At 58.5% G+C, this 13,139-nt stretch carries 19 protein-coding genes; 18 read left to right on the plus strand and 1 reads right to left on the minus strand.

What is annotated here, in order from left to right; all coding sequences use genetic code 11:
* The first annotated feature begins 10 nt into the window (after positions 1–10).
* The 16 genes from rplX (at position 11) to ACQY1K_RS06755 (ending at position 9,476) form a co-directional block, all read left to right on the plus strand.
* Positions 11–319, plus strand: a complete 309-nt coding sequence (gene rplX / locus ACQY1K_RS06680; RefSeq protein ID WP_062457750.1) for a 50S ribosomal protein L24 — start codon at positions 11–13, stop codon at positions 317–319.
* Positions 312–869 (plus strand): 50S ribosomal protein L5, encoded by a 558-nt coding sequence (gene rplE / locus ACQY1K_RS06685; RefSeq protein ID WP_062457747.1) that lies wholly within the window; start codon positions 312–314, stop codon positions 867–869. Before rplX ends, rplE begins: the two co-directional genes overlap by 8 nt.
* Before the next feature lie 33 nt (positions 870–902).
* The gene (gene rpsN, locus ACQY1K_RS06690) at positions 903–1,208 is read left to right on the plus strand and encodes a 30S ribosomal protein S14 (RefSeq protein ID WP_062457744.1); all 306 of its coding nucleotides are present in this window, start codon (positions 903–905) and stop codon (positions 1,206–1,208) included.
* 12 nt (positions 1,209–1,220) lie between these two features.
* Positions 1,221–1,619: a 30S ribosomal protein S8 gene (gene rpsH, locus ACQY1K_RS06695; protein WP_062457741.1), complete on the plus strand. Its 399-nt coding sequence runs from the start codon at positions 1,221–1,223 to the stop codon at positions 1,617–1,619.
* A gap of 42 nt (positions 1,620–1,661) precedes the next feature.
* Entirely contained in the window at positions 1,662–2,195 is a 534-nt protein-coding gene (gene rplF, locus ACQY1K_RS06700) for a 50S ribosomal protein L6 (protein WP_062457738.1), read from the plus strand.
* Between the two features lie 12 nt (positions 2,196–2,207).
* Positions 2,208–2,570: a 50S ribosomal protein L18 gene (gene rplR, locus ACQY1K_RS06705; protein WP_062457734.1), complete on the plus strand. Its 363-nt coding sequence runs from the start codon at positions 2,208–2,210 to the stop codon at positions 2,568–2,570.
* A 125-nt stretch (positions 2,571–2,695) separates the two neighbouring features.
* Complete coding sequence (rpsE, locus tag ACQY1K_RS06710; protein WP_062457730.1) at positions 2,696–3,265, plus strand: 30S ribosomal protein S5; 570 nt, start codon at positions 2,696–2,698, stop codon at positions 3,263–3,265.
* Positions 3,266–3,279: 14 nt separating this feature from the next.
* Entirely contained in the window at positions 3,280–3,489 is a 210-nt protein-coding gene (gene rpmD / locus ACQY1K_RS06715; protein ID WP_062457727.1) for a 50S ribosomal protein L30, read from the plus strand.
* Positions 3,490–3,505: 16 nt separating this feature from the next.
* Positions 3,506–3,985 (plus strand): 50S ribosomal protein L15, encoded by a 480-nt coding sequence (rplO, locus tag ACQY1K_RS06720; RefSeq protein ID WP_062457725.1) that lies wholly within the window; start codon positions 3,506–3,508, stop codon positions 3,983–3,985.
* A 230-nt stretch (positions 3,986–4,215) separates the two neighbouring features.
* On the plus strand, positions 4,216–5,556 hold the full coding sequence (gene secY, locus ACQY1K_RS06725) for a preprotein translocase subunit SecY (RefSeq protein ID WP_062457722.1): 1,341 nt from the start codon (positions 4,216–4,218) through the stop codon (positions 5,554–5,556).
* Positions 5,553–6,203: an adenylate kinase gene (locus tag ACQY1K_RS06730; RefSeq protein ID WP_430258560.1), complete on the plus strand. Its 651-nt coding sequence runs from the start codon at positions 5,553–5,555 to the stop codon at positions 6,201–6,203. The genes secY and ACQY1K_RS06730 overlap by 4 nt, the downstream gene beginning before the upstream one ends.
* A 243-nt stretch (positions 6,204–6,446) precedes the next feature.
* Positions 6,447–6,815 (plus strand): 30S ribosomal protein S13, encoded by a 369-nt coding sequence (rpsM, locus tag ACQY1K_RS06735; protein WP_430258561.1) that lies wholly within the window; start codon positions 6,447–6,449, stop codon positions 6,813–6,815.
* A gap of 115 nt (positions 6,816–6,930) precedes the next feature.
* Positions 6,931–7,320: a 30S ribosomal protein S11 gene (rpsK, locus tag ACQY1K_RS06740; protein WP_007766864.1), complete on the plus strand. Its 390-nt coding sequence runs from the start codon at positions 6,931–6,933 to the stop codon at positions 7,318–7,320.
* Positions 7,321–7,494: 174 nt separating this feature from the next.
* Positions 7,495–8,505, plus strand: coding sequence for a DNA-directed RNA polymerase subunit alpha (locus tag ACQY1K_RS06745; protein WP_062457714.1), 1,011 nt, complete (start codon positions 7,495–7,497; stop codon positions 8,503–8,505).
* 46 nt (positions 8,506–8,551) lie between these two features.
* Positions 8,552–8,977, plus strand: coding sequence for a 50S ribosomal protein L17 (gene rplQ / locus ACQY1K_RS06750; RefSeq protein ID WP_062457711.1), 426 nt, complete (start codon positions 8,552–8,554; stop codon positions 8,975–8,977).
* Positions 8,978–9,062: 85 nt separating this feature from the next.
* Positions 9,063–9,476, plus strand: a complete 414-nt coding sequence (locus ACQY1K_RS06755) for a DUF2809 domain-containing protein (RefSeq protein WP_430258562.1) — start codon at positions 9,063–9,065, stop codon at positions 9,474–9,476.
* On the opposite strand, the gene ACQY1K_RS06760 is transcribed toward ACQY1K_RS06755, so the two are convergent.
* The gene (locus tag ACQY1K_RS06760; RefSeq protein WP_430258563.1) at positions 9,448–10,320 is read right to left on the minus strand and encodes a DUF817 domain-containing protein; all 873 of its coding nucleotides are present in this window, start codon (positions 10,318–10,320) and stop codon (positions 9,448–9,450) included. The genes ACQY1K_RS06755 and ACQY1K_RS06760 overlap by 29 nt on opposite strands.
* A gap of 170 nt (positions 10,321–10,490) precedes the next feature.
* On the opposite strand from ACQY1K_RS06760, the gene ACQY1K_RS06765 reads away from it, so the two are divergent.
* Both ACQY1K_RS06765 and adh read left to right on the plus strand, forming a co-directional pair.
* The gene (locus ACQY1K_RS06765; RefSeq protein WP_430258564.1) at positions 10,491–11,444 is read left to right on the plus strand and encodes a helix-turn-helix domain-containing protein; all 954 of its coding nucleotides are present in this window, start codon (positions 10,491–10,493) and stop codon (positions 11,442–11,444) included.
* 132 nt (positions 11,445–11,576) lie between these two features.
* A complete protein-coding gene (gene adh / locus ACQY1K_RS06770) occupies positions 11,577–13,085 on the plus strand; it encodes an aldehyde dehydrogenase (protein WP_113165260.1) in 1,509 nt (502 codons plus the stop codon).
* Positions 13,086–13,139 lie beyond the last annotated feature (54 nt).

Genomic DNA, 13,139 nt, shown 5'->3' on the forward strand with positions numbered 1-13,139 from the left:
AGCGAGAGATATGCAGAAGATCAAGAAGGGCGACAACGTCGTCGTACTGACCGGCAAGGACAAGGGCCGCACCGGTGAAGTAATCCAGGTTATGCCGAAGGAAGACCGTGCGGTCGTTCGCGGCATCAACATGGTGAAGCGCCACCAGCGTCAGTCGCAGACGCAGGAAGCTGGCATCATCAACAAGGAAGCGTCCATCCATCTGTCGAACATCGCGGTTGCCGCGAAAGACGGTAAGCCAACTCGCGTTGGTTTCTCGGTCGTCGACGGTAAGAAGGTGCGTGTCGCCAAGCGTACGGGAGATGTGATCGATGGCTGAGTCCAAGTATGAGCCGCGGCTCAAGGCGGAATACGTTTCCCGCATCCGCGCCGCGCTGAAGGAGCAGTTTTCCTACTCCAACGACATGATGATCCCCAAGCTGGACAAGATCGTCATCAACATGGGTGTGGGCGAAGCAACTGCCGACAGCAAGAAGCCAACGGTTGCAGCAGCCGACCTCGCAGCGATCGCCGGCCAGAAGCCGGTCATCACAAAGGCACGGAATTCCATCGCGGGCTTCAAGGTTCGCGAATTCATGCCGATCGGTGCCAAGGTTACGCTTCGCGGCGCCCGCATGTACGAATTCATGGATCGACTGGTCAACATCGCGCTTCCGCGCGTTCGCGACTTTCGCGGCCTGAACCCGAAGTCCTTTGACGGCCGTGGCAACTTCGCCATGGGCATCAAGGAACACATTGTGTTCCCGGAGATCAACTACGACAAGGTTGATCAGATGTGGGGCATGGACATCATCGTTTGCACGACGGCTACCAACGACGACGAAGCACGGGCTCTCCTGAAAGAGTTCAACTTCCCGTTCCGCCAGTAACCGTAACGACGAGCGTTTAAAAGGAACTCCGATATGGCGAAAACCAGCGCAGTTGAAAAGAACAAGCGCCGCCGCAAGACCGTCGCGGACCATGCAGCCAAGCGTGCTGTATTGAAGGCGACCATCATGAACCAGGAACTTCCGATCGAAGAGCGGTTCAAGGCAACTATCAAGCTCGCTTCTCTGCCGCGCGATGGCTCGAAGACGCGTATCCGCAACCGTTGCGAAGTCACCGGTCGCCCACGCGCTTTCTATCGCAAGCTTAAGATGTCGCGTATTGCACTTCGCGAACTCGGCAGCCTCGGCAAAGTGCCGGGCATCGTCAAGTCGAGCTGGTAAGGAGATCGTTAGATGACCATGACTGATCCCTTGGGCGATATGCTCACACGTATCCGCAACGGCGCTTCCCGCCGCAAGTCGACCGTTTCGACGCCAGCCTCCAGGCTGCGCGTTCGCGTTCTCGACGTGCTGCAGGCTGAAGGCTACATCCGCGGTTACACTGAAACCGATTTCGGCAACGGCAAGGCCGAGATCGAAATCGAACTGAAGTACTACGAAGGCGCGTCGGTGATCCGTGAGATCGGCCGCGTGTCCAAGCCGGGCCGCCGAGTTTATGTCTCGGTCAAGTCCATCCCTCAGGTCGCGAACGGCCTCGGCATCACCATCCTTTCGACTCCGAAGGGCGTGATGGCCGATCACCAGGCTCGCGAACAGAACGTAGGCGGCGAGGTTCTTTGCTCGGTCTTCTAAGACTGCGCAAGGATCTCCCTAGCGAACAGACAGGATTGAATAATGTCTCGTATCGGTAAAAAGCCCGTTCAGGTTCCTGCAGGGATCACGGCCTCGGTTGATGGCCAGAAAGTCACTGCCAAGGGCCCGAAGGGCGAGCTTTTCTTCGTCGCTAACGACGAAATCAAGCTTGAAATCAAAGACAATGCCATTTCGGTGACTCCGGTCAACGATTCCAAGGATGCTCGTTCGAAGTGGGGCATGTCCCGCACGATGATCGAAAACATCCTGAAGGGTGTGAAGGACGGTTTCGAGCGCAAGCTTGAAATCAACGGCGTTGGTTACCGCGCGTCGCTGCAGGGCAAGAACCTGCAGCTGGCTCTCGGTTTCAGCCACGACGTGGTCTATCAGACCCCGGAAGGCATCACCATTGCCGTGCCGAAGCCGACGGAAATCATCGTCTCCGGCATTAATAAACAGCAGGTCGGTCAGGTAGCAGCGGAAATCCGCGAATACCGCGGTCCAGAGCCCTACAAGGGCAAAGGCGTCAAGTACGCTGAGGAACGGATCGTCCGCAAGGAAGGCAAGAAGAAGTAAGGACGCGGGATCATGGCTACCAGAAAAGAAGCACTCACAAAGCGTGCGAGCCGTGTTCGCCGTCAGATCAAGAAGGTCGCAAATGGCCGTCCGCGTCTGTCGGTTCACCGCTCCTCGAAAAACATCTACGTTCAGGTCATCGACGACGTGGCCGGCCGCACGCTTGCAGCCGCTTCCACGCTCGACGTCGATCTGCGCAAGTCGCTGAAGACCGGTGCGGACGTTGCAGCAGCTGCTGCCGTTGGCAAGTTGGTTGCAGAGCGCGCTGCCAAGGCTGGCGTGACGGAAGTCGTGTTCGACCGCGGCGCCTTCATCTACCACGGCCGCATCAAGGCTCTTGCTGAAGCTGCCCGCGAAGGCGGCCTGAGCTTCTAAGAAATTTCGCCCGGTCTGCCTGAAGAAGGGGAGGCCGGGCGATTTGCGGTTTTACCGCATCACGTCCGGTACGCCGGACAATCTCAACCTGCCGTTCCACCCGCAAAAGAAAAAGGAAAAGGACAATGGCACAGGAAAGAAGAGGTTCGGGCAACGATCGCCAGAACCGCGAAGAACGCGATAGCGAATTCGTCGACAAGCTGGTCGCGATCAACCGCGTCGCCAAGGTCGTCAAGGGCGGCCGTCGTTTCGGTTTTGCTGCTCTTGTCGTCGTCGGCGACCAGAAGGGTCGCGTTGGCTTCGGTCATGGCAAGGCACGCGAAGTGCCGGAAGCCATCCGCAAGGCAACCGAATCTGCAAAGCGCGATCTGATCTTCGTACCGCTGCGTGACGGCCGTACGCTGCATCACGACGTCAATGGTCGTCACGGCGCCGGCAAGGTTCTGCTGCGCTCGGCCAAGGCTGGTACCGGTATCATCGCCGGCGGCCCGATGCGCGCTGTATTCGAAACGCTCGGCGTCCATGACGTTGTTGCGAAGTCGACTGGTTCGTCGAACCCATACAACATGGTTCGCGCAACGTTCGACGCTCTGAAGCACCAGGTGCATCCGAAGGACGTAGCAGCTCAGCGTGGCCTCAAGTATGCCACCCTGCAGTCGCGCCGCGCCGCTTCCGGCAATGCGTCGGAAGAATAAGAGGAGTCTGAACCATGGCTAAGGCTACGCAGAAGACTGAAGCAAAGACGGTTACCGTTCAGCAGATCGGCAGCCCAATCCGCCGCCCGGCCGAACAGCGCGCAACGCTGATCGGTCTTGGCCTCAACAAGATGCATCGGACCAGCACTCTGGAAGATACTCCTTCCGTTCGTGGCATGATCCGTGCTGTCCAGCATCTCGTTCGCGTCGTCGAAGAGAAGTGAGACGGAGGAATTGACCATGAAACTGAATGAGATCAAGGACAACGAAGGCTCTTCGAAGGACCGTATCCGCGTTGGTCGCGGTATCGGTTCCGGCAAGGGCAAGACCGGTGGACGCGGCGTCAAGGGTCAGAAGGCCCGTTCAGGCGTCTCGATCAACGGCTTCGAAGGCGGTCAGATGCCAATCTACCGTCGTCTTCCGAAGCGCGGCTTCAACAACATCTTCGCATCTGAATACGCAACCGTATCGCTCGGCCGTATCCAGACTGCGATTGATGCTGGCAAGCTCGACGCAAACGCGACTGTCGACGCAGCAGCTCTCAAGGCTGCCGGCGTCATCCGTCGCCTCAAGGACGGCGTTCGCGTCCTGTCCGGCGGCGAACTGACAACCAAGGTTTCGATCGAAGTCGCCGGTGCCTCCAAGGCTGCCGTCGAAAAGATCGAAAAGTCGGGCGGCTCGATCAAGCTGCTCGTGGTTGCTGAAACAGCCGCTGAATAAATCGTTTGAAAATCACCCGGTGTGAGCTTCACACCGGGTGATTTTATGTCCATATGTGAGCCTCACGATCCCCAAGGCAGTCCGGCCGGTCAGCTACCGGGATCAGACGGAAAAATGGGTGAGGCAGGCGATTGCGACAGCATCTCGCGCCCCCAGCTTTCTGAAAACAGAATCAAGACTGCGTTCCGGAAGGCACATGCCGCCGGGGGATGGGTCGGGCGGAGAATTGCATGGCTTCTGCAGCTGAACAACTGGCCTCAAATCTGAATTTCAAAACTTTCGCCAAGGCGGAAGATCTCAAGAAACGCCTGTGGTTCACGCTGGCAGCGCTTCTTGTCTATCGCTTGGGCACGCATATTCCGCTGCCAGGCCTCAACCCTGAAGCCTATGCGCAGGCCTTTAGCGGTCAGTCGGGTGGCATTCTCGGCCTCTTCAACATGTTCTCCGGCGGTGCTGTCGAGCGCATGGCGATCTTCGCCCTCGGTATCATGCCTTACATTTCCGCTTCGATTATCGTGCAGCTGATGACTTCGGTCGTCCCGTCGCTCGAGAACCTGAAGAAGGAAGGCGAGGCGGGTCGCAAAATCATCAATCAGTACACTCGCTACGGCACCGTGATTCTCGGCGCGCTTCAGGCCTACGGCATCGCTGCCGGCCTTTCGAGCGGTCAGGGCATCGTGTCCAACCCGGGCTGGTTCTTCACGCTCTCAACGGTCGTCACGCTGCTTGGCGGCACGATGTTCCTGATGTGGCTTGGTGAGCAGATCACCTCGCGCGGTATCGGCAACGGTATTTCGCTGATCATCTTTGCCGGTATTGCCGCAGGCCTTCCTGGCGCGCTCGCCAACACAATGGAACTCGGTCGTACCGGCGCTCTGCCGACGGCTCTGATTCTCACCGTTATCATCGTCGCGATCGCCGTCATTGCGCTGATCGTGTTTGTTGAACGCGCCCAGCGCCGGCTCCTGATCCAGTATCCGAAGCGTCAGGTCGGCAACCGCATGTTCCAGGGCGATACCTCGCACCTTCCGCTGAAGCTCAATACAGCGGGCGTTATTCCGGCAATCTTTGCATCCTCGCTTCTGCTTCTGCCGGCAACGGCTGCAGGCTTTGCCGGCAATTCACAGCTGCCAGACTGGGCGACGGGGATCATTGCAGCTCTTGGCCACGGCCAGCCGCTGTTTATGCTGTTCTACGCCATGCTGATCGCGTTCTTCGCCTTCTTCTACACGGCCATCGTCTTCAACCCGAAGGATACGGCTGATAACCTGAAGAAGCACGGCGGCTTCATTCCCGGCATCCGTCCCGGTGAGCGTACCGCGGAATATATCGATTACGTCCTGACCCGAATCACGGTCGTCGGCGCTATCTATCTCGTCGTGGTCTGCATTCTTCCCGAATTCCTGGTGGCCAGAACGGGCGTTCCGTTAGCCCTTGGTGGTACTTCGCTTTTGATCGTGGTCAGTGTAACCCTTGATACGGTTGCGCAGATCCAGGGACACCTCATCGCGCAGCAGTATGAGGGATTGATCAAGAAGTCGAAACTACGCGGTGGAAAGAGGGGACGATGAGACTGATTCTTTTAGGACCGCCGGGCGCGGGCAAGGGGACCCAAGCCCAGCGGATCGTGGAGAAGCATGGCATTCCGCAGCTCTCCACTGGTGATATGCTGCGGGCAGCCGTGGCAGCTGAGACCGAAGTCGGCAAGCGCGCCAAGGCAGTCATGGATGCGGGCAATCTCGTCTCTGACGAGATCGTCAACGCGATCGTCTCGGAGCGCATAGACGCGGCCGACTGCGCGAACGGTTTCATCCTTGACGGTTTTCCCCGCACGCTCGTGCAGGCGGACGCCACGGAGGCGATGCTGTCTGCCAAGGGGCTCGATCTTTCCGTCGTGATTGAACTTCGCGTCGACGATAAGGAGCTTGTCCGTCGCGTCTCCGGTCGCTATTCCTGCGCCCAGTGCGGGACGGTCTACCACGACTCGGATAAGAAGCCTTCGTCGGAGGGCACGTGCGACAAGTGTGGCTCGACCCACTTCAAGCGTCGGCCGGACGACAACGCCGAGACCATGACCAAGCGTCTCGAGGTTTACTACAAGGAAACCTCGCCGCTCATTGGTTACTACTATGCCAAAGGCAAGCTCAAGGTTGTCGATGGCATGGCCGAGATGGATACTGTCACGGCCGATATCGAAAAGATCCTTGCCAGTCTCTGAGACTGTCTTGGATGGGTTAAAGAATCTTGGGGTGGAGCAGTTGCATTCAAGCACTGATTCCGCTACACACCGCGCCAACTCGCGACAGTTTTACAGCGATCGGCGCGGATTCCCGCAAGGACATCCGGGGCGATCATTTTGCCTGTCTCGTATGAAGTTTGAACTGGCGACCGTATCCAAAGGTCGCTTTCATGGAAGAAGTACCGCTTGCCGGATGGCAACCGGAACGCAAGGAGAATAGACGTGGCACGTATCGCTGGCGTCAACATCCCGACTGCGAAGCGCGTTGTCATCGCGCTGACCTACATTCACGGGATCGGCCCGAAATTCGCACAGGAAATTATGGAGAAGGTTGGTCTTGCCGCTGAAAAGCGCGTCCATCAGCTGACCAACTCTGAAGTCCTGCAGATCCGCGAAACCATCGACCGCGATTATCGCGTCGAAGGTGATCTTCGTCGCGAAACCGCGATGAACATCAAGCGCCTCATGGACCTCGGCTGCTATCGCGGCCTGCGTCACCGTCGTGGCCTTCCGGTCCGCGGTCAGCGCACGCACACCAATGCCCGCACCCGCAAGGGTCCGGCAAAGGCGATTGCTGGTAAGAAGAAGTAATTTTGGATCGATAGTCGCAAAGCGGGCAGGGCTCCTGTCCGCTTTTTCGTGACTGTTCGATCTGAGGTGGAGCCGCTGGCATTACGGCGGTGCAGAGATCAACGAAAGGAATACCATGGCCAAGGAAGCCACACGCGTACGCCGCCGCGAACGCAAAAATATTACGTCGGGCGTTGCCCACGTCAATTCGACGTTCAACAACACGATGATCACCATCACCGACGCACAGGGCAATGCAATTGCCTGGTCGTCTGCTGGTGCCAAGGGCTTTAAGGGTTCGCGCAAGTCGACCCCGTTCGCAGCGCAGATCGCTGCCGAAGACTGCGCCAAGAAGGCTCAGGAGCACGGCATGAAGTCGCTCGAAGTCGAAGTCTGCGGTCCGGGTTCCGGTCGCGAGTCGGCTCTGCGTGCTCTGCAGGCTGCCGGCTTCATGATCACCTCGATCCGCGACGTGACCCCGATCCCGCACAACGGTTGCCGCCCGCGCAAGAAGCGCCGCGTCTAATGGACGTTTTTGGAGCTCGCTTCGCAGCGATCTTCATCTGAACCCGGTAATAGCCGCTCCGTCTCCTGAAAGAGTCGAGGCGGCTTTCACCGTATAGCCGGAAGGGTATTTCCGGTGTTCCTCGTGCTCGGTTACCACGATTGGATGGTGGTAACGAACGGAAGGTAGTAGGTCATGATCCAGAAGAACTGGCAGGAACTGATTAAGCCGAACAAGGTGGAGTTTTCCTCTTCCGGCCGTACAAAGGCAACGCTTGTTGCTGAGCCTCTCGAGCGCGGCTTCGGCCTGACGCTCGGCAACGCGCTTCGCCGCGTACTTTTGTCGTCGCTGCGCGGTGCTGCTGTTACCGCAGTGCAGATCGACGGCGTTCTGCACGAATTCTCCTCCATCCCCGGCGTTCGGGAAGATGTGACGGACATCGTGCTGAACATCAAGGAAATCGCCATCAAGATGGATGGTGACGATTCCAAGCGCATGGTCGTGCGCAAGCAGGGTCCGGGTTCGGTTACCGCTGGTGACATCCAGACGGTTGGCGATATCGAGATCCTCAACCCCGACCACGTGATCTGCACGCTCGACGAGGGTGCTGAGATCCGTATGGAATTCACGGTCAACAACGGCAAGGGCTACGTTCCTGCTGATCGTAACCGTGCGGAAGACGCTCCGATCGGTCTCATCCCGGTCGACAGCCTGTATTCCCCGGTCAAGAAAGTGTCCTACAAGGTGGAAAACACCCGTGAAGGCCAGGTTCTCGACTATGACAAGCTGACCATGACCATCGAAACCGATGGTTCGGTCTCGGGTGAAGACGCCGTAGCCTTCGCCGCTCGTATCCTTCAGGACCAGCTGTCGGTCTTCGTCAACTTCGACGAGCCGCAGAAGGAAGCAGAAGAGGAAGCCGTCACTGAACTCGCGTTCAACCCGGCACTCCTCAAGAAGGTCGACGAACTGGAACTTTCCGTCCGTTCGGCCAACTGCCTGAAGAACGACAACATCGTCTATATCGGCGACCTCATCCAGAAGACCGAAGCCGAGATGCTCCGCACTCCGAATTTCGGTCGCAAGTCGCTGAACGAGATCAAGGAAGTTCTGGCATCCATGGGCCTCCATCTTGGTATGGAAGTTCCTGCATGGCCGCCGGAAAACATCGAAGATCTCGCCAAGCGTTACGAAGACCAATACTAACAGGATCAGACTGCAGGCGAATGCCTGCAAGTGAAGGAGACACACCATGCGTCACGGAAATTCGGGCCGTAAGCTCAACCGCACCGCAAGCCACCGCAAAGCCATGTTTGCCAACATGGCGGCTTCGCTCATCACCCATGAGCAGATCGTAACAACCCTGCCGAAGGCGAAGGAAATTCGCCCGATCGTCGAAAAGCTCGTCACCCTCGGCAAGCGCGGCGACCTGCACGCTCGTCGTCAGGCGATCTCGCAGATCCAGGATCAGGACGCTGTTCGCAAGCTGTTCGATGCCATCGCTTCGCGTTACGCAACCCGCAACGGCGGCTACCTGCGCATCATGAAGGCCGGCTATCGTCAGGGCGACAACGCTCCGATGGCGGTCATCGAATTCGTCGAACGCGACGTCGATGCCAAGGGCGCAGCCGACAAGGCTCGCGTTGCTGCTGAAGCAGAAACTGCCGAAGCCGCATAATTCGATCCCAGGATCGCACTTTTCGAAAAGGCCGGGTGGAAACGCCCGGCCTTTTCTTTTGGGAAATGAGGGGGCGGGCTCGAGCATGACTGCACCACGATCCATAGGCGTTCAGCGCTGCCTCGCCACGCTGCTTGTGATCTCCGCGGGGCTTCTGCTGCGCCGCTTCGGTTACGATCTCGGTCTTTCCTTCTTTGTCGTGAAATACGATGGGTCGGTTCTCTGGGGCGCGATGGTGTTTCTTGCATCGGCCACCCTGACTGGACCGGTGAATATCGGCAGGCTTGCCTTTGCGGCATTCCTCATCGCCCTGATCGTCGAATTCTCAAGGCTCTATCACACGCCCGAGTTGGATGCGTTTCGACTGACGACGGCCGGCAAACTGTTGCTCGGACGCGTGTTTTCCCTGTGGAATATCGCAGCTTACGCTTTCGGTATCGGGACTGCCGCATTTGTCGAGGCGTGGGGCCTCAAACGGGGACGTAGATCTTCTGTTTGATATGCTTGAGATTCGCAACGATCGTGAATGTCATCACCACCAGCAGGGACCACGAACTCCATTTCCCAAGATGCACCACCGACCAAGCCCCGATCTGGTTCGGATATTGCCAGATCCCGAAAAAGGTCGAGATGTTCTCCGCCAGCCAGATGAAGAAGCCGATCAGCACGAAGGCGACCAGAAGCGGCATCCGTCTGTCGCGATCGTAGGGCCGGTAGGTGACGGTGGTGCGGGCGTAAAGGCCGAGCGCGCAGGCAGCGATATACCAGCGATAGTCGCCGATGAAATGGTGGGTGAAGAAATTCGCGTAGATCGCAATCGCGATCAGGCCAGCCATCCAGTAGCTGGGATGGTGGTGGATCCGCAGATCGAAAAGCCGCCAGGCCTGGATGATGTAGCTCCCCACGGCGGCATACATGAAGCCGGAAAACAGCGGTACGCCCAGCACTTTCGCATAGGCGAAGTCAGGGTATGACCATGACTGGATGCTGCCGGAGGTCTTGAACACTTCGAGCGCAAAGCCAACCACGTGGAAAAGGCCGATCGCTTTTGCCTCATCCCAGGTTTCCAGCTTGCTCCAGATCATCAGGGACTGGATGGCGAGCGCGATGATCAGCAGAACGTCGTAGCGCGGGATGCCGAACACGCCCGTTCGCGGAACGATGAAGATCGACACAAAAAACAGGCCGGCGAACAGGCAGGCCCGCGCTTCCTTGATGCCGAAGTAGAGAAACTGGATGACGAAACGCGTGATACCGTGGATCTCTCCAAACGGCCGATGGTTGCAAAGATAGACATCCAGCAAGGATAGTCGTCCGCCGTCCGCAGTCGATTCTGGTGTCATCAAAACATCTCCGCTGCACGGACTGAAGCCTGCGGTGACTGTGACTGTCAAGTCCGGGGGATGGCAGGCTGACCGGCCTGCCGAATGACTGAAGCTCCCTATATCGCTGTTGCCACATCCCGTTTTTTTAGCGACAATCGAGCCGTGACGCATTTGGTGGGAGGAGCCCGATGCATGACCCTGTTTCCCATGCCGACCAAGTCTACGCGTCGGCCAATTCCCCTGTCGCGAGTTCAGCTGTAGTCGCGTCCTGGCGCCGCTGCATGACCATGCATCACTTGGCGCCAGAGGACCGGCGGATGCCGGAGCGGGTGACAGAGCAGGAACTTGACGTCGCCCGAAAACAGTTGGAGCGTCTTATCGGGCAGGCGAGGGACGAGCTCGATCGGCTGTTCATGGTCGTCGGTCGCGCCGGCTGCTGCATCCTGATGACCGACAGCAAAGGTATCGCGCTTGACCGTCGCGGCGCAGCGGGCGACGACAAGGATTTTCGTGCGCTGGGCCTCTGGACCGGCTCGGTCTGGACCGAGGAGAGTATCGGGACCAACGGGATCGGCACCGCAATCGCCGACGACCGGCCGATATCGATCATCCGCGACCAGCACTTCTTTGCATCCAATATCGATCTGAGCTGCACGACTGCGCCCATTCGTGATCACCGTGGAGTTCTGGCCGGCGCGCTCGATGTCTCGACGTGCCGAAGTGACGCAAACGAAGGCACGATCGCCATCCTGTCGCAGACGGTGCGTGAGGCGGCATCCCGGATCGAGCTGAACCTGTTCCGAAACGCGTTTCAAGGTGCCCGCTTCGTGATGGTGCCGAGTGAGACGGGATCTCCAATGGCGCTCCTGGCTGTAGATCGCGACGACCTTGTGATCGGTGCCACGCGGGCTGCGCGATCGGCGCTGCGTCTGGACGACGATCGGATTGCGGAAGGGATCCCGGCCTCCGATCTGCTTCACGAGTCGAGCCGGGATGCGCGAGAACTCCTGGGCGATGCCGAGCGCTCGGCGCTTCTTCGGGCGTTGTCTCGTGTCCACGGCAACGTCTCGCTGGCAGCGCAGGTGCTCGGCGTCAGCCGTTCCACCCTGCATCGCAAGATGAAGCGATTTGGCATTCAATGACGGGGAGTTTTGTCGCAGACTTGCGACAGAGTGCATCGCGGTATCGCGGGTGAGGCCTGTTTTCACCACGCCAGAAGCGCAGATTCTGTTCCATCGGGTTCACTTTGAACCTGTTCATCATGGGAGGATGACATGCTGCACCAGAAAATCGTTGAGTCACCGTTCAAGCTCAAATACGGCAACTATATCGGCGGTGAGTGGAAAGAACCGATCAGCGGCAAGTATTTCGACAACGTCACGCCGATCACCGGCGGCAAGATCTGCGAGATCCCGCGGTCTGACGAAAAGGATGTCAATGCGGCGCTCGACGCTGCCCACGCCGCCAAGGAAAAATGGGGCCGCATGGCGCCGGCTGACCGCTCGAACATCCTGATGAAGATCGCCCAGCGGATGGAAGACAAGCTGGAAGTTCTGGCGCAGGCCGAAACCTGGGACAACGGCAAGCCGATCCGCGAGACAATGGCCGCCGACATCCCGCTCGCCATCGATCACTTCCGCTATTTCGCATCCTGCATCCGTGCCCAGGAAGGTTCGATCAGTGAAATCGACCACGATACGGTCGCCTATCACTTCCACGAACCGCTTGGCGTTGTCGGCCAGATCATTCCGTGGAATTTCCCGATTCTGATGGCCGCGTGGAAGCTTGCACCGGCGCTTGCCGCCGGCAACTGCGTCGTCATCAAACCGGCTGAGCAGACACCGGCCTCGCTTCTGGTCTGGGCGGAACTCGTCGGTGACCTCCTGCCACCCGGCGTGCTGAATATCGTCAATGGTTTCGGTCTCGAAGCCGGGAAACCGCTTGCGACCAGCAACCGGATCGCCAAGATCGCCTTTACCGGAGAGACCACGACGGGGCGGCTGATCATGCAATATGCCAGCCAAAACCTTATCCCTGTCACGCTCGAACTTGGCGGCAAGTCGCCGAACATCTTCTTCGCCGATGTGATGAATGAAGACGACGATTTCCTCGACAAGGCGCTGGAAGGCTTTGCGATGTTCGCGCTGAACCAGGGCGAAGTCTGCACCTGCCCCAGCCGCGCACTGATCCAGGAATCGGTTTACGATCGTTTCATGGAGCGGGCGGTCAAACGCGTCGAAGCCATCACGCAGGGCAACCCGCTCGATAGCTCGACCATGATTGGCGCGCAGGCATCCTCGGAGCAGATGGAAAAGATTCTGTCCTATCTCGACATAGGCAAGCAGGAGGGCGCGGAAGTCCTGACCGGCGGCGTCAAGAACGATCTCGGCGGCGAGTTGGCGAACGGCTACTACATCAAGCCGACGATCTTCAAGGGCCACAACAAGATGCGGATCTTCCAGGAGGAGATCTTCGGACCGGTAGTGTCGGTGACGACCTTCAAGGATGAAAAAGAGGCGCTCGAGATCGCCAACGATACGCTGTACGGGCTCGGCGCCGGCGTGTGGACGCGCGACGGCAACCGCGCCTACCGCTTCGGCCGGGAGATCCAGGCCGGCCGCGTCTGGACAAATTGCTATCACGCCTATCCCGCGCATGCGGCATTCGGCGGGTACAAACAGTCCGGGATTGGTCGCGAAAACCACAAGATGATGCTCGACCACTACCAGCAGACCAAGAACATGCTGGTGAGCTACAGCCCGAAGAAGCTCGGGTTCTTCTGATCGATCTCAACCCAAGCATGGGCTCCCGGCTGCAGGGTCGGGAGCCTTTTCAAT

Source organism: Neorhizobium sp. IRS_2294 (assembly GCF_050500145.1).
GTDB lineage: Bacteria > Pseudomonadota > Alphaproteobacteria > Rhizobiales > Rhizobiaceae > Neorhizobium > Neorhizobium soli.